Source organism: Lonsdalea quercina subsp. quercina (assembly GCF_000688655.1).
Taxonomy (GTDB): Bacteria; Pseudomonadota; Gammaproteobacteria; order Enterobacterales; family Enterobacteriaceae; genus Lonsdalea; species Lonsdalea quercina.
Map to the genome: position 1 here is coordinate 365627 of NZ_JIBO01000006.1, position 16713 is coordinate 382339.

General features: G+C 57.7%; 15 protein-coding genes. 9 read left to right on the forward strand and 6 right to left on the reverse strand.

The genetic code is table 11. The features are described 5' to 3' along the window. Nucleotides 1-19: 19 nt before the first annotated feature. From pspC to pspA, 3 genes are all read right to left on the reverse strand, one after another. Entirely contained in the window at nucleotides 20-376 is a 357-nt protein-coding gene (gene pspC, locus RZ35_RS06725) for an envelope stress response membrane protein PspC (RefSeq protein WP_026742611.1), read from the reverse strand. Beyond that, nucleotides 376-603, reverse strand: coding sequence for an envelope stress response membrane protein PspB (pspB, locus tag RZ35_RS06730; protein WP_026742612.1), 228 nt, complete (start codon nucleotides 601-603; stop codon nucleotides 376-378). Before pspB ends, pspC begins: the two co-directional genes overlap by 1 nt. Nucleotides 604-666: 63 nt before the next feature. Beyond that, complete coding sequence (gene pspA, locus RZ35_RS06735; protein ID WP_026742613.1) at nucleotides 667-1332, reverse strand: phage shock protein PspA; 666 nt, start codon at nucleotides 1330-1332, stop codon at nucleotides 667-669. Nucleotides 1333-1555: 223 nt separating this feature from the next. Here pspA and pspF point away from each other — a divergent pair, with 223 nt between their 5' ends. From pspF to fabI, 7 genes are all read left to right on the forward strand, one after another. Further along, nucleotides 1556-2545, forward strand: coding sequence for a phage shock protein operon transcriptional activator (gene pspF / locus RZ35_RS06740; RefSeq protein ID WP_026742614.1), 990 nt, complete (start codon nucleotides 1556-1558; stop codon nucleotides 2543-2545). Nucleotides 2546-2675: 130 nt separating this feature from the next. Next, the gene (gene sapA, locus RZ35_RS06745; protein WP_026742615.1) at nucleotides 2676-4364 is read left to right on the forward strand and encodes an ABC transporter substrate-binding protein SapA; all 1689 of its coding nucleotides are present in this window, start codon (nucleotides 2676-2678) and stop codon (nucleotides 4362-4364) included. Next, entirely contained in the window at nucleotides 4361-5326 is a 966-nt protein-coding gene (gene sapB / locus RZ35_RS06750) for a putrescine export ABC transporter permease SapB (protein ID WP_026742616.1), read from the forward strand. The genes sapA and sapB overlap by 4 nt, the downstream gene beginning before the upstream one ends. Then, entirely contained in the window at nucleotides 5313-6203 is an 891-nt protein-coding gene (gene sapC / locus RZ35_RS06755) for a putrescine export ABC transporter permease SapC (RefSeq protein WP_026742617.1), read from the forward strand. The genes sapB and sapC overlap by 14 nt, the downstream gene beginning before the upstream one ends. A 15-nt stretch (nucleotides 6204-6218) precedes the next feature. Next, nucleotides 6219-7211 carry a putrescine export ABC transporter ATP-binding protein SapD gene (sapD, locus tag RZ35_RS06760; protein WP_026742618.1) on the forward strand — a complete coding sequence of 331 codons (993 nt, stop codon included), beginning with the start codon at nucleotides 6219-6221 and terminating at the stop codon, nucleotides 7209-7211. Next, the gene (gene sapF / locus RZ35_RS06765) at nucleotides 7211-8026 is read left to right on the forward strand and encodes a putrescine export ABC transporter ATP-binding protein SapF (RefSeq protein WP_026742619.1); all 816 of its coding nucleotides are present in this window, start codon (nucleotides 7211-7213) and stop codon (nucleotides 8024-8026) included. Before sapD ends, sapF begins: the two co-directional genes overlap by 1 nt. Nucleotides 8027-8179: 153 nt before the next feature. After that, nucleotides 8180-8968 (forward strand): enoyl-ACP reductase FabI, encoded by a 789-nt coding sequence (gene fabI, locus RZ35_RS06770; protein WP_026740265.1) that lies wholly within the window; start codon nucleotides 8180-8182, stop codon nucleotides 8966-8968. 80 nt (nucleotides 8969-9048) lie between these two features. Here fabI and RZ35_RS06775 read toward each other — a convergent pair whose 3' ends face one another. Beyond that, nucleotides 9049-9963, reverse strand: coding sequence for a LysR family transcriptional regulator (locus RZ35_RS06775; RefSeq protein ID WP_026742620.1), 915 nt, complete (start codon nucleotides 9961-9963; stop codon nucleotides 9049-9051). A 382-nt stretch (nucleotides 9964-10345) separates the two neighbouring features. On the opposite strand from RZ35_RS06775, the gene RZ35_RS06780 reads away from it, so the two are divergent. Further along, nucleotides 10346-11095 (forward strand): GntR family transcriptional regulator, encoded by a 750-nt coding sequence (locus RZ35_RS06780; protein ID WP_026742621.1) that lies wholly within the window; start codon nucleotides 10346-10348, stop codon nucleotides 11093-11095. A 27-nt stretch (nucleotides 11096-11122) separates the two neighbouring features. On the opposite strand, the gene RZ35_RS06785 is transcribed toward RZ35_RS06780, so the two are convergent. Continuing rightward, nucleotides 11123-12448, reverse strand: coding sequence for a 6-phospho-alpha-glucosidase (locus tag RZ35_RS06785; RefSeq protein WP_026742622.1), 1326 nt, complete (start codon nucleotides 12446-12448; stop codon nucleotides 11123-11125). Nucleotides 12449-12480: 32 nt separating this feature from the next. Continuing rightward, complete coding sequence (locus RZ35_RS06790) at nucleotides 12481-14073, reverse strand: PTS transporter subunit EIIC (protein ID WP_026742623.1); 1593 nt, start codon at nucleotides 14071-14073, stop codon at nucleotides 12481-12483. A 249-nt stretch (nucleotides 14074-14322) separates the two neighbouring features. Between RZ35_RS06790 and RZ35_RS06795 the strand changes: the two genes are divergently transcribed. After that, nucleotides 14323-16632 (forward strand): FdhF/YdeP family oxidoreductase, encoded by a 2310-nt coding sequence (locus RZ35_RS06795; RefSeq protein ID WP_026742624.1) that lies wholly within the window; start codon nucleotides 14323-14325, stop codon nucleotides 16630-16632. Nucleotides 16633-16713: the final 81 nt, after the last annotated feature.

The window sequence follows — 16713 nt, forward strand, 5'->3', positions numbered from 1 at the left end:
TTAACCGTGGCAGATAGGATTACATCTGGCGAAACTGACTGCGCACGCCGTAAGTTTCTGAAGTGATGTAGCGCTCGATATCTCGCAGACGGCGCTCGCTTTCCATCAGCTGCGCATCCGCCTGATCCAACAGTTGGTTGGGAGAGGCGTCCGGCGTCCCGTAAGCGGCAGGCGGCGCCGGATCCAGAATAAAGCTCAGCACGATATACGCCACGACGGTAAAGAAGAACAGGCCAAAGAAGATCGACAGCACGGCAATCAGGCGGATCAGCTTCACCGGCACGTCGAAATAGTGGGCCAGTCCGGCGCAAACGCCTTTGATCATGCCCTCTTCCGGCATCAGATACAGCTTTTTAGCACTCCGGTTCAGTCTCATCAGGATTGTCTCCAGTTCGGATGTTTTGCATCCAGAATCTCTTCCAGCGTCTCAATACGTTCGCGCATACGCTGCGCGTCTTGCGTCAATGTGTGCAGCTGCTGCATATCCGCCGTCCCCAACTGAGCACGGTTTTTTCGCTGACTGTAATGCAACCAAAGCCAGAGCGGAGCGACGAATAGCAGAAAAATGGTCAGCGGTATCATCGTCAGAACCAAGGCGCCCATTTTCTCTCCTTAATAATCATGATGCGTATCTCAGGCTGCCGCCGACGGCGACAGCCCTGGCGGTTACTCCGCAGGTTTTNCTTTAGCTTTTAACGCCGCCAGTTGCGCGTCGATTTCATCGTTCGCTTTCAGCTCGGTGAACTGCTGATCCAGCGTTTTCTGCTTACCCAGACCGACGCTTTCACCTTCGGCTTCGATGGAGTCGATCCGACGTTCAAACTGCTCGAAGCGCGCCAGCGCCTCATCCAGCTTACCGCTATCCAACTGACGGCGAATATCGCGCGAAGAGCTGGCGGCCTGATGACGCAGCGTCAGCGCTTTCTGGCGTGCGCGAGTTTCGGTCAGTTTATTTTCCAGCTCGCCGATTTCACGCTTCATGCGCTCCAGCGTTTCATCGACGTTCTCTGCTTCCTGCTCCAGCACGGCGATGAGTTCGGTCAACTTCTGCTTCTCAATCAGGGCGGCGCGAGCCAGATCTTCTTTATCTTTACGCAGCGCCAGCTCCGCTTTTTCCTGCCATTCCGTCTGTTGGGCGTGAGCCTGGCTGATGCGGCGCGCCAGCTGCTTTTTCTCCGCCAGCGCTCGCGCTGAAGTGGAACGCACTTCGACCAGCGTGTCTTCCATTTCCTGAATCATGAGCCGAACCAGCTTCTGGGGATCTTCCGCCTTGTCCAGCAAGGAGGTGATGTTGGCGTTAACGATGTCGGCGAAACGAGAAAAAATACCCATAGTGTTATCCTCTTGATAATTTCCGGCGTCTTAGTACGCCCGTTGGATCCGCCCCGGTGTATCGGGTCACGTTCTCTTCGTCAGGTATTTCAATATCCGTGCCAATGTCGCAAACAGAAATAGTTAACTGAATTTAAAAGCATTATTATTTTTTACGGAATGACGCGCGACTGCTATGCTGGTTAAATTCGCTAACAGTTAGTCAATATCACAAGGTGATCAGGTGGCCTACGAACAAGACTCGCTGCTGGGGGAAGCCAACAGCTTCCTCGAAATGCTGGAACAGGTTTCCCAGCTCGCGCAGCTCAACAAACCGGTGTTGGTGATCGGCGAGCGCGGTACCGGCAAAGAGCTGATCGCCAGCCGCCTGCACTACCTGTCTCCCCGCTGGCAAGGGCCGTTCATTTCACTTAACTGCGCCGCCTTAAATGAAAACCTGCTGGACTCGGAGCTGTTCGGCCATGAAGCCGGCGCATTCACCGGCGCGCAAAAGCGTCATCTCGGCCGTTTCGAACGCGCCGACGGCGGCACGCTGTTTTTGGATGAACTGGCGACCGCGCCGATGCTGGTGCAGGAGAAACTGCTGCGCGTCATCGAATACGGCGTGCTGGAACGCGTGGGCGGCGGACAATCTTTGCAGGTCGACGTGCGTTTGGTGTGCGCCACTAACGACGATCTTCCCGCGCTGGCGGCGCAGGGGAAATTTCGCGCCGACCTGCTGGACCGCCTGGCGTTCGACGTGGTTCAGCTTCCGCCGCTGCGCCAGCGTCAGCAGGACATCATGCTGCTGGCGGAGCATTTTGCCGTTCAGATGTGCCGGGAGCTGGGACTTCCGCTTTTCCCTGGGCTGACCGATCGCGCGCAACGCACCCTCCTCGACTACAGCTGGCCCGGCAACGTACGCGAACTTAAAAATGTGGTGGAACGCTCCGTTTATCGCCACGGCACCAGCAGCGAACCGCTGGACCATATCATCATCAACCCGTTTCAACCGAGCGCGCCTCTCTCGGTGCCGGACACCGCGCCAGACACCCTGCCCGCGCTGCCGCTGGATATGCGCGGCTGGCTGAGTCAGCAGGAGCAGCAACTGTTGCAGCGAGCGCTGGCTCAGTCCCGCTTCAACCAGCGCAAGGCCGCCGAGATGCTGGGACTGAGCTACCATCAGCTGCGCGGACTGCTGAAAAAGCACGCCATCACGGTCAATGAGCTTTAAATCTCGACCTGCCGATGGAAAAAGCAAGCCCGCACGATGGTGAAAAAGGCGACGGTTGGCGACAAGGAATTGGGACGAGACGCAGAGTGCGTTACACTCTGTCTATCGCATATTGCCTGAAAACTCCCGTATGTCTGGAAAATATACTCTTGCGCTAGCGTTGGCCTGGTTAACAGGTTCCGCGCTGGCTGCACCGTTGCCGCCCACGCCAAGCCCGACGCCGCCGGAAGATATTCGCAGCAGCGGCTTCGTGTATTGCGTCAACGACGAACTGACGACGTTCAACCCGCAGATGGCGCGCAGTGGCGCGATGGTGGATACCCTCGCCGCACAGCTGTACGATCGCCTGCTCGGCGTGGACCCCTATACCTATCGCCTGGTTCCTGAGCTGGCCCAACGTTGGGAAGTGCTGGACAACGGCGCGACCTACCGCTTCACGCTGCGCCACGATGTCCCGTTTCAACACACCGCATGGTTTGCGCCCACCCGCGCCATGAACGCAAACGACGTGCTGTTCAGCTTCGAACGAATGCTGGATGAACATCACCCGTTTCACGACATCAACGGCGGCGAATACCCCTATTTCGACAGCCTGCAGTTCGCCGATACGGTGCAGAGTATTCGCAAAATCGGCGATTACGCCATTGAGATCCGTCTTAACAAACCGGACGCGTCGTTCCTGTGGCACCTGGCGACACACTACGCGCCGGTCCTGTCGGCTGAATATGCCCAACAGTTGCAAAAGCAGGATAAAAAGGAGCTGATCGACCGCCAACCGGTCGGCACCGGCCCTTACATGCTGAACGAATATCGCTACGGACAGTTTGTGCGTCTGCGGCGCAATAACGACTACTGGCGCGGTCAACCGCGCATGGAACAGGTGGTGTTTGACCTTGGCGCGGGCGGCACCGGACGGCTGTCCAAGCTGCTAACCGGCGAGTGCGATGTCCTGGCCTATCCGGCCGCCAGTCAGCTCAGCATCCTACGTAACGACCCTCGCCTGCGTCTGTCGCTGCGCCCTGGCATGAACGTCGCCTATCTGGCGTTCAACGTGCGTAAGCCGCCGCTGGACGACCCTCGCGTCCGCCATGCGCTGGCGCTGGCAATCAATAATGACCGCCTGATGCAGTCGATTTATTACGGCACGGCGGAAACCGCCGCCTCCATTTTGCCTCGCGCGTCATGGGCCTATAACAGCGAGGCGCAGATCACCGCGTACAATCCGGAGAAGTCCCGTCGGATGCTTCAGGAACTGGGGGTGAATCAGTTGCACCTTCAGCTGTGGGTGCCTAGCACATCACAGTCCTACAACCCCAGTCCGGTGAAAACCGCGGAGCTGATTCAGGCCGATCTGGCCCAGGTGGGCGTTGAAGTGACGCTGATACCGGTCGAGGGCCGCTTTCAGGAAGCGCGCCTGATGGAAATGAATCACGACCTGACCCTCGCCGGCTGGGCCACGGACAGCAACGATCCGGACAGCGTATTCCGCCCCCTGCTCAGCTGCGCCGCCATCCGGTCGCAAACCAACTATGCCCACTGGTGCGATAGCGGATTCGATCAAGTGTTGCAGGACGCGCTTTCGTCGCAACAGCTCTCCAAGCGCATCGATTACTACCAGCAGGCGCACCAAATTCTGGCGGACCAGCTGCCGGTGCTGCCGCTGGCGTCCTCGCTGCGCATGCAGGCCTATCGTTATGATATGAAAGGGTTGGTGCTCAGTCCCTTCGGCAATACCTCTTTCGCCGGAGTCTACCGCGAAAGCGATGCGCCGCAGCCTGCACTTCCGGAATTGCCGCCGATGGAAGGAGTCGCGCCGTGATTATCTATGCCTTGCGCCGCCTGTTATTGCTGGTGGTGACGCTATTTCTGCTGACGCTGGTCGGCTTTAGCCTGCTCTATTTCACGCCGAACGCCCCGCTGCGAGGCGTAGCGCTGTTTGACGCCTACCGCTTCTATATCGTTGGCCTGTTCCAATGGAACTTCGGGCTGTCCAGCATCAACGGACAACCGGTCAGCGAACAGCTGAAAGAGGNGTTGCCCGCCACGATAGAGCTGTGCGTGCTGGCCTTTTCGCTCGCGCTGGTCATTGGTATCGTGCTGGGGATCACCGCAGGCATCCTGCAAAACAAAACGCAGGATAAGATTCTGAGCGGGCTGGCGCTGCTGGGATTCTCGCTGCCGGTCTACTGGCTGGCGCTATTGATGACGCTGTTCTTTTCGCTGCATCTGGGCTGGCTGCCGGTCTCCGGCCGTTTTGACTTGCTCTATCAGGTGCCGCGCGTCACCGGGTTTTCGCTGATTGACGCCTGGCTGGCGAAGTCCCCCTACCGCGACGAGATGATGATGAGCGCCGTTCGCCACCTGATTCTGCCGGTATCAGTGCTGTCCGTCGCCCCGACGACGGAAGTGTTCCGATTGATGCGGATCAGCACTACCGAAATTATCGGCAAAAGCTACATCAAGGCGGCCTACACGCGGGGACTGTCGCGTACCACCATCATTCGCCGTCATTTGTTGCACAACGCGTTGCCGCCCATCATTCCCAAGCTGGGACTGCAGTTTTCCGCCATGCTGACGCTGGCGATGATTACCGAAGTGGTGTTCAGCTGGCCGGGCGCAGGACGCTGGCTGGTGAACGCCATTCGCCAGCAGGACTACGCTGCGATTTCGGGAGGCGTCATGGTGATTGGTATGATGGTTTCCTCTATCGGCGTGCTGTCGGATATCTGGGGGGCGATGGCTAACCCGTTGAAACACAAGGAATGGTATGCTCTCCGATAACATCTACCGCGAAAAACATCAGCCCAGCCGCTGGCGTGATACCTGGACCATGTTCAAACAGGATCACCTGGCCATGATCGGGTTTTACGGCTTTCTGATGCTGATTGCGCTGTGTCTGTTCGGCAGCACCCTCGCCCCTTATGCCGTAGACCAGCAATTCCTCGGCTATCAGCTGTTGCCGCCGTCGTGGTCGCACTACGGCGAGGTCTCGTTCTTTTTGGGAACCGACGATTTAGGACGCGACTTGCTTAGCAGACTGCTGAGCGGCACGGCCCCGACCATCGGCTCCGCGCTGTTGGTCACGCTGGGTGCGGCGCTATTCGGCATTCTGGTCGGTCTGCTGGCGGGGGTGACCCACGGACTGCGCTCCGCCATCCTGAATCATATTCTGGATACCCTGCTCTCCATCCCCTCTCTGCTGCTGGCGATTGTGGTCATCGCCTTTATCGGCCCGAAGCTTGAGCACGCCATGCTCGCCGTGTGGCTGGCGCTGTTACCGAGGATGGTGCGCACCATATACACCGCCGTGCATGACGAGCTAGAAAAAGAGTACGTCATCGCCTCGCGTCTGGATGGCGCATCCACGCGCTATATCATCTGGTATGCCGTGCTGCCCAATATCTTGCCGTTGCTGGTCAGCGAATTCACCCGCGCCTTGTCGGTCGCCATTCTGGATATTGCCGCGCTGGGCTTTCTCAATCTGGGCGCGCAGTTGCCTACGACCGAGTGGGGAACGCTGTTGGGAAGTTCGCTGGAGCTGGTTTACGCCGCGCCCTGGACCGTCATGTTGCCCGGGGGCGCGATTACCCTGAGCGTGCTGATCGTCAACCTGCTGGGGGATGGCCTGCGCCGTTCTCTGCTGGCACAAACCGAATAGTGGTGGAAAAAAGGTATGCCATTACTGGACATTCGTAATCTGACCATCGAATTCATGACCGCCGAAGGGCCGGTCAAGGCTGTCGATCGCGTCAGCATCAGCCTGAGCGAAGGCGAAATCCGCGGTCTGGTGGGGGAATCCGGGTCGGGGAAAAGCCTGATCGCCAAAGCGATCTGCGGCATCACCAAAGACAACTGGCGCGTAACCGCCGACCGTTTCCGCTTTGACAACATTGACATGCTCAAGCTCACGCCCAGACAACGGCGCAAACTGGTGGGTCACAACCTGTCGATGATCTTCCAGGAGCCGCAGTCATGTCTTGACCCGTCCGCTAAAATCGGGCGTCAGCTGGTTCAGTCTATTCCCGGCTGGACCTACAAGGGGCGCTGGTGGCAGCGCCTGAACTGGCGTAAACGCCGCGCCGTCGCGCTGCTGCACCGGGTAGGGATCAAGGACCACAAGGACATCATGCGCAGCTACCCCTATGAGCTGACCGAAGGGGAGTGCCAGAAAGTCATGATCGCCATCGCGCTGGCCAATCAGCCCCGGCTCCTGATCGCCGATGAGCCAACCAATGCGATGGAAGCCACCACGCAAGCGCAGATATTCCGCCTGCTGTCGCGGCTTAACCAAAACAACAACACGACGATCCTGCTGATCAGCCATGACCTGCAGACGATGAGTAAATGGGCTAACCGCATCAACGTACTGTACTGCGGGCAGACCGTTGAAAGCGCGCTGAGCAGCGAACTCATCAGCACCCCGCACCATCCCTACACTCAGGCGTTGATCCGCGCAATGCCGGACTTCGGCCGCGCGCTTCCCCACAAAAGCCGGTTGAATACGCTGCCCGGCGCGATCCCGTCGCTGGAGCATCTGCCGGTCGGGTGTCGTCTTGGTCCGCGTTGTCCTTATTCACAGCGCGAATGCATGATCACGCCGCCGCTGATCGTATCGAAAAACCATTGGTATGCCTGCCACTTCCCGCTCAATATGGAGGAATCCTGATGGTGGAGACCCTGCTCGAAGCCCGCAATCTCACCAAAACGTTTCGCTATCGCACCGGCCTGTTCCGGCGGCAGCACATCGAGGCGGTCAAGTCGGTGAGTTTTACCCTGCGCGAGCGGCAAACGCTGGCGATTATCGGCGAGAATGGTTCCGGGAAGTCGACACTGGCGAAAATGCTGGCAGGCGTCATTCCGCCAACCTCAGGCCAGCTGGTGATCGACGACCATCCGCTGAAATATGGCGATTACGGCTACCGCAGCCAGCGTATTCGCATGATTTTTCAGGATGCCGGCAACGCGCTGAATCCACGTCAGCGTATTGGTCAGCTGCTGGAACTGCCGCTGCGGCTGAATACGCAGCTCAGTCCGGAAGAGCGGGAAAAGGCCGTCTATCTGGCGCTGCGTCAGGTCGGCCTGCGCGCTGACCATGCCTCGTATTACCCGCACGCGCTGGCGCCGGGTCAGAAACAGCGCGTCGGGCTAGCGCGCGCGCTCATTCTGCAACCGAAAGTGATTGTGGCTGACGAGGCGTTGGCGTCTCTGGATATGTCCATGCGTTCTCAAATCATCAATCTGATGCTGGAGCTTCAGGAAAAACACGGCATCTCCTACATCTACGTCACCCAGCATCTGGGCATGATGAAACACATCAGCGATAAGATTTTGGTGATGCATAACGGCGAAGTCGTGGAACGCGGCAGTACCGCTGACGTTTTGGCGGCCCCGTTGCACGATTTAACCAAGCGCCTGATCGCCAGCCATTTTGGCGAAGCATTGAGCGCCGACGCCTGGCGAAGCGACGGCGGCGTTCTTTAATATACCCAGCCCGGGCACAAAGCCGCAGTGATGACCAAAGTATTACATATGGCATCACTCATGCTAGAATCGCCCGGTTTATTCACACCGGTCGCCATTAACCAATAATTCTTTAACGGCGATCGCAGCAATAATGATCACAAGGATACTGCTATGGGTTTTCTTAATGGTAAGCGCATTCTGGTAACGGGCGTTGCCAGTAACCGCTCCATCGCATTCGGTATCGCTCAGGCGATGCAACGCGAAGGCGCCGAACTGGCGTTCACTTATCAGAACGACAAACTGAAGTCTCGCGTAGAAGGTTTTGCCAGCGAACTCGGTTCCAACATCGTTCTGCCATGTGACGTTGCGGAAGATGCCAGCATCGAAGCGCTGTTCACCGAGTTGGCGAAAGTGTGGCCGACCTTTGATGGCTTCGTGCACTCCATCGCCTTCGCACCGGGCGACCAGCTGGACGGCGACTACGTCGATGCCGTGACGCGCGAAGGATTCTCCATCTCTCACGACATCAGCTCTTACAGCTTTGTCGCGATGGCGAAAGCGTGCCGCAAGATGCTGAACCCGAATTCCGCTCTGGTGACGCTGTCCTATCTGGGCGCAGAGCGCGCCATCCCCAACTACAACGTGATGGGTCTGGCGAAGGCGTCTCTGGAAGCCAACGTGCGTTACATGGCGAACGCCATGGGCGCTCAGGGCGTGCGCGTGAACGCAATCTCCGCAGGTCCGATCCGGACTCTGGCGGCGTCCGGCATTAAAAACTTCAAAAAGATGCTGTCTCACTGCGAAGCCGTCACGCCGATCCGCCGCGTTGTGACCATCGAAGATGTCGGCAACTCCGCCGCCTTCCTGTGTTCCGATCTGGCTGCCGGGATCTCTGGCGAAGTTCTGCACGTCGACGGCGGTTTCAACATCGCTGCGATGAATGAGCTGGAGCTGGATTAATCCCTCCGGCAAGCGAGCCTACGGGCTCGCTTGTTTTCTCGCCCTTACCCCCGCCTATCTAACACCCTGTTTTTCCCGTTCTATTCACATCCTGCGTTTTGCCGTGCTAACCACGCCGCCGCCACGTTGAAGAAATGCTGGGCCAAGGCCGTCGCTCTCCCCGGCTCGGAAATCACCACGGCCGTCGTGCGCGGCATCAATGGCAACGTCAGGTCGCGCCACGCCAGCTGCGGCGTCATTTCCGGCAGCAGGCTGCCCTGAGGCACAATACCGCATCCCAGACCCACGAATACGCTTTGTATCAGTTGCAAGACCGAGTCGCTTTCTACCACCACATTGGGCGTCACATCGGCGTCCTGCCAGAGCGAATCCAGATATCCCCGCAAATAGCGTCCGGTGTCCGTCAGGCACAGCGGTAGTTCGGCGACATCAGCCAGCGAAAGCGGCGTATCGCCCTGTAGCGAAGGAAAATGCTGCGGATTAAATAACAAAGCCATATGCGGCGCGCCCAGCGAGCTGACCTGGAAACGCGGCGCCTCGAGCAGCGCGGGTTCGAAAAAGCCGATCCCGACGTCCACATTATGCGCCTGCAGCGCCTCCAGCAGTCGATCGGCGCTGAACAGCGACACCTGAAAAGCCAATTCCGGATAGACACGACGCACATCGGCTAACATTTGTGACACCGCGATACCACACTGCGGGACGGCACCGAGGCGCACCAGCCCGCTCGTGCCGCGTTTCAGGGCATCGACTTCCAGCTTCAGCCCTTGATAGACCATCACCATTTCGCGCGCCCAGGTCAGCACGCGTTCGCCTTCCGCGGTGAAACCGTTGAAATTATTACCGCGGTTGATGAGCGACAAACCCAGTTCACGCTCCAGATTTTTAAGTCGCATGGAGAGCGTAGGCTGGCTCACAAAACTGGCTTCGGCCGCACGGCCAAAGTGGCGTGCCTTTTCCAGATTGCACAGGTAGATAAGTTGTTTGATATCGATTTTCGTAGTTCCTAAACGTTAAGCTCGGTGGAAAACCGCTGCCTTCGAGTCGCGCCAGCCCCCCCTTTTCATTTTACGGGTTGCCTAAACGCCGGGCGCTCAATTCAAGGTATTCACACCGAGCGAAGGCATCTCTCAGCAGGTCATAATCGTGTTGCATGAGTCTGTCTAATGAATGACGCCATGAAGGAGAGTGACGCTGACAACCACATGGGAGGAATAGGTCTCTTTGCACGCTCATTTTAGAAGCATGATGCCCGAATTCAAAACACGGTTCCCTGAGGTATATCGTGGATTTGTAGGAAAAAAGCCAAAACTTGTATAGATAACTATCCCCCTATACTATCAACGCTGCTGAAACGAACGGGAGGGAAGAATTAAGATGATTGATAAACATTCCTTTGTTCCTTTTTATCTGCAAATCGAGCAGATCCTGACCCGTCAGATCCATGACAACACGCTGAAACCCGGCGACCCACTCCCCACCGAAGCGGAAATGTGTCAGCAATATCAGGTTTCGCGCATGACGGCGCGCAAAGCCGTCGACTACCTGGTGCGACAAGGACTGGTCGAACGTTATCGCGGACGAGGCACCTTCGTCGCCCAGCCGGATACCCGGATAAAGGTGCAGCTGCCGCTGGACCAGCATCTGACCTCCAGCGAAGTCGCCAACAGCACGCAGCGCAAGATCGTCAACCAACTACGCCATTTTTCTCAGCAACCCGCCACCGCCGAGGTAGCTCATGCCCTGCGCATAGACCAAGAGACGCCGGTTCACTACATGGTGCGCCTGAGGTTGATTGACGGCACGCCGTTTGTGTATGAGCAATCCTGGATGATTCAGTCCCTGTTTCCCGACCTGAGCGAACACGATCTGAATCAGTCCAAGTACGCTTACCTTAAATCCAAAGGCTACGACGCCGTCGGCAGCCATAAGCAGATTTTCGCCGAGCTACCTTCCGTCGATGTGCTGGAAGCTCTCGGGCTGGCACGCGACGAACCGGTGCTGCGCGCGAGCGTCGTCGCTTTTTTCGCTGACGAGCGGCCCTTCGAGCTTTCCAACGTGTATTACAATCAGCGGCGCTATGCCTTTACCCTCGACGCGCCGCTGCGGCCTTTATTCACGCCGTAGCCCTGTCGTTTTTGTTCACTTCCGCAATCAGGTCAACGCGGGCCAATACCCTTGGTTAGCTTCGATCAACGCATCCAGTACTTTGCGCGCTTTTTTCGCATCCACCACCAGCCGATTCAGCGTCAGCGCCTGCAACGCCTTGGTGTAAGACCCTTCAAACCAGGCCTCAATCGTCAGGCGTTCATAGGCGAACTGCTGCTCGATCATTCCTTTATAGAAGGTGGGAATATTGCCGACGCCATAAGGCCGCGGGCCGTTGATGCCCAGCGTCGCCGCCACTTCCACCATCGCGCTGTCATCCAGATTGTTCACCAGACCATTGTTCTCCACGATCACCACAAAGATGCGATGTTGGTTGTAGGCGATGGATTCGGCGACCTCGACAATCATGTCGCCGTGCGCGTCGTTGTGAACCACGCTGGCGTCTTTCGTCGTTCCCGCCGCGACCGCATTTCGGCACGTATCGAACACGCGCTTTTCCCTTCCCGCCATCACCTCGTTGGCGCGGGTAAAGTTGGGGTCCAGCTTGCTGAGCTTGTAATCCGGATAGAGGTAATATTGCAGGTAGGTGTTGGGCAGATAGTCTGGGAAATCGCGCAGCATATCGGCCACCACCGCGTAGGTTTCCAGCCACGAAGCGTCGCGCTGCTCCGCATCCGCCGGTTTGAAGCCCTGATTAAGGATGATCTTTTTCAACTGCGGCAACAGATCCTCTCCTTCACGATCGTACAAATGCGTAAACCAGCCAAAGTGGTTCAGGCCGAAGTAGACCGGTTCGAACTCGTTCACGTCGCGGCCCAGCATGCGGGCATAGGATCGCAGCAGATTGACCGGCTGGTCGCAGATATTAAGAATGCGTTTGTCATACGGGAATTTGACGCGCAGGGCGTCGGCGACGATGGCCGCCGGATTGGTATAGTTCAGAATCCAGGCCTGCGGAGAACGCGCCCGCACCTGTTCCACCAGCTCAATCATGTCGCCGATGGAACGCATGCCGTAGGCAAATCCTCCCGGCCCGCAGGTCTCCTGACCGACGACGCCTAAGGAAAGCGGGATCTTTTCGTCTTTCTCACGCATGGCATAACCACCGGTACGCATCTGGCAGAAGACGAAATCGACATCCTGAAACGCCGCATCGACGTCCGTCGTGTAGGAGAAATCCAGCGCCGGATACTCTTCGCTGAACAGCAGGCGCGCAAAGTCGCCGATCACCGCCTGACGCTCGGCGTTGATGTCATACATCACCACCCGTCTGAGGGGAAACGAGTTCTGTCGCTTGCACAGCGCCTTGAGCAAACCTGGTGTCCAGGTGGAACCGCCGCCTACAATCACAATACTGTATGTCTTCGTCATAGCTGTTTCCCATTTTTCCGGTTGAGGTTTCATTACGCCGTGACGCCCAGCGCCGCTTTGACGTCGGTGGCGATTTTTTCCACTTTCGGCCCGTAGATAACCTGAACGTTGTGTTCATTCACGCGTTTGACGCCATTCGCGCCCGTCGTCATCAGGGTTTTATCTACGACCAGGTTGATGTCTTTCACCTGCACGCGCAGCCGGGTAAAGCAGCAGTCCACTTCTGCGATATTGCTCTGCCCGCCCAGTCCGTCGATGATGGTTTGCGTCAGTTCGCTGGCGCTCACGGCCGCAGGCGCCGGCGCTGTTTCAGACTCCCGCCCCGGCGTCTCGACGTTCATACGCCTGATCACGAACGTGAACACGGAGTAGTAAATCAGGAAGTAAAACACCCCCAGCAATACGGCATACCACCAGTGGGTTTTCAGCCCGCCCAGCACGCCGAACACGATCAGGTCGATAGCGCCGCCCTGGATATTGCCGATCATGAGGTGGGCCAGAGACATCAGCATGAAAGACAGGCCGCTAAGCACGGCATGCAGTAGATACAGGACAGGCGAAACGAAAATGAAACAGAATTCGAGCGGCTCGGTGATCCCCGTCGTGAAAGACGCCAGTCCCCCGGCCAGCATCAGCGCTTTCACGCGCTCTTTATGCTCAGGACGGGCGCACTGATACATCGCCAGGGCCGCGCCGGGAAGCCCAAACATCATGACGGGAATCTTGCCTTGAGCCAGAAACTGGGTGGCGTTGCGGATCACGTCGTCGCTGACGGCGCCGGGGTGAGTCAGCGAGGTGTTGAAGATATTCAACGCTCCCACCACCGTTTGACTGTCCACCGTCGCCACGCCGCCGATAGGAGTGAAGCGCACGGTTTCGTTCAGAATATGATGCAGACCCGTGGGGATGAGAATGCGCTCGGAAAAACCATAGAGGAACGCGCCGTACTGGCCGCTATGGCCGATTAGCGACCCGATCCAGGCGATGCCGGTGCCAATGGTGGGCCAAATCAACGCCAGACCGATACCCACCAGCGGCAGGCACACCACCGTGATAATCGGCACGAAACGGCGACCGCCAAAAAAGCTGATCGCCGTCGGCAATTCGATCGTGTAGAAGCGGTTATGCAGCATGACCGTCACTACCCCGGCAATCACCCCGCCCAGCACGCTCATGTTGTAGGTAAATATGCCCAGCGTTTTAGTGAACTCGGCGGCATACATCAACGCCGCGGTGCGGTCCATTCCCCCTGCCGTCAACGCTTCCACCGTGGTGGTAACCGGCGTCAGATTCTGCGCGGTGAGCGTCGCCTGCACGCCGACGTGCATGGAAAGAAAACCAATGACGGCGGCAAAGGCCGCCGTCGGTTTTTCGGCATTCGCCAGACCTATCGCGCTGGCGACCGCGAAAAACAGCGGAAGGTTAGCGAAAAGCGCACCGGCGACCTGACGGATAAAACCAATAATGAGCTGCGGGATTTGCAGATTAGCGAACGCATCGCCGGTAACGGCCGGGTTTTGCATCGCTGCCGCCAACCCCAGGAAAATCCCGGCGGCGGCGATGACCGAAATCGGCATCATGAGTGCCTTACCAAAGGCGTGAACCTTATTGCCAAGATCTTTCATTATTCGCCCTTCCTGTTTTTCGTTCTGATTAAGGAATAGCCGGAAAATAACAAAATTTGTCTATACAACTAGACAAAAAGAGCAAGACCCTGCACCCGGTCACACTTTATTTGCGATAACCCTCCTCTATCTCGCGATAGCTGTATTTGATTAGACGTCCCTGCCTGGCGATCCTAGACTTAACGTGTGACAGCAATTATTTAAAAAAACATTCACATATTAAAAACAATATGGCCCGCACATCCTATGATGAAATTCAAACCAGAAATCAAACCCTACCGCCGCGCTGCGGGGGGCTGGGGCTCGCTGGAAGCCACGACGCGCTATGTTCTGGACAGCAAAGAAGCCTTCAAAAACATTCGCAACTTGATGCGGGTCAACAAACCGCGCGGATTCGACTGCCCCGGCTGCGCCTGGGGCGACGATAACCACAGCACCTTCAGCTTCTGCGAGAACGGCGCTAAGGCGGTGAGCTGGGAAGCCACGCGCAAAGCGGCCGGACCCGAATTTTTCGCCGCGCATAGCGTGAGTACGCTGCGGCGCCAGAGCGATTACTTTCTGGAGTATCAGGGCCGCCTGACGCACCCGATGCGCTACGATCGCCATACGGACCACTACGTTCCCATCACTTGGGAACAGGCATTCGCGCTGATCGCACATCATATTCACGGAATGGATAATCCTAATCAGATGGAGCTGTATACGTCCGGACGCGCCAGCAACGAAGTCTCTTATCTCTATCAGCTGTTCGGCCGCATGATGGGGACCAATAACTTCCCGGACTGTTCCAATATGTGCCATGAAGCGAGCGGCACCGGGCTGAAACAGAGCATCGGGATCGGTAAAGGCACCGTGCGCCTGGATGATTTTAATCATGCTGACGCCATTTTGGTGTTCGGCCAGAACCCCGGCACCAATCATCCGCGCATGCTGCACAGCCTACGTGCCGCGGCGGCACGCGGCGCGCACGTGATCACCTTCAATACGCTGCGCGAACGCGGGCTGGAGCGTTTTACCGACCCGCAAAACCCGGTAGAGATGCTGACGCCGCTATCAGGCGCGATCAGCGATACCTACCTGCAGCCGAATTTAGGCGGGGATATGGCCGCCGTCCGCGGGCTGGTCAAAACGCTGTTGGAAACGCATCGCCAGCGTCTGACCGCCGGCGAACCCGGCATCTTCGATCAGGCGTTTATCGACAGCCACACTGATGGAGCGGAAGCCTATCTTGAGCAGGTCGATGCGACGAGTTGGGCGCATATCGTCGAACAATCTGGCCTGAGCGAAGCGCAGCTTCGCCACGTCGCCGAGCTTTACCTGAACTCCCCGCGGGTCATTTGCACCTGGGCGATGGGCATCACCCAGCACAAACACTCGGTGGCGACCGTACGAGAGATCGTCAATCTGCAGTTGCTGTTTGGTCAATTGGGCAAACCGGGCGCGGGACTGTGCCCTGTTCGCGGTCACAGCAACGTACAGGGCAATCGGACGATGGGGATTGATGAAAATCCCTCGGCGGCGATGTTGGACAGCCTCGCCGCACATTTTAACTTCACTCCTCCCCGTGAGCACGGTCACAACACCGTGCAGGCGATCGAAGCGATGTTGCGCGATGAAGTCAAGGTGCTGATTGCGCTGGGCGGCAATCTGGCCGCCGCCGCGCCGGACAGCGAACGTACGGCGGACGCCATCAGCCGCTGCGATCTGACCGCTTACATCAGCACTAAACTGAATCGCAGCCATCTGACCACCGGCCGGCAGGAATCACTGATTCTGCCGACGCTGGGACGGACAGACCGGGATGTGCAGGCGACGGGGCCTCAATACATCACCGTCGAAGACTCTTTCAGCATGGTTCACGCTTCTGAAGGCGTCGGGCAACCGCTCTCGCCTCAGCAACGTTCCGAGACGGCTATCGTCGCCGGTATCGCCCACACCGTGATGGGCAATGAACCGGTAGACTGGCTGGCGTTGGCGGGCAATTATGATTTGATCCGCGACCATATCGCCGCGACGCTGCCGGGCTTTGATAACTTTAACCCGCGCTGCGCCCAACCGGGCGGCTTCTATCTGGGCAACGCGGCCGCCGAGTTACGTTTTAACACCCCCGCTAAAAAAGCCATGTTCAGTAACACGCCGCTGCCTGCCAGCATCGTCCCCGAACAAAACGGCGTGCGGGCGCCGTTTATCTTGCAAACCCTGCGCTCCCATGACCAGTACAACACCACCATTTACGGACTGGATGACCGCTATCGCGGCGTTTATGGCCAACGTGAGGTGTTGTTCATGCATCCGGACGATATCGCTGCGCTGGGACTTCAAGACGGCGATCGGGTCGACATTGAAACGTGGTGGCATGACGGCATTACCCGTAAAGTCAGCGGATTCCGACTCGTGGAATATGCTATCCCACGCGGGAATCTGGCCGCCTACTACCCGGAAACCAATCCGCTGGTGCCGCTTTCCAGCTATGGCGATCAGACGTTTACTCCCACCTCCAAATCGATTCCCGTGCGCGTCTCTCGAAGTTTGGTCGCGCCGCAGCAGAGGATAGCCTGATCAAAGGCGTCACCGGCGGCGAAGGCGCGTAGGCGCCCTATACCACCGGCTACGCCCTCTTTTCCCCCTTTGGTCACGGTC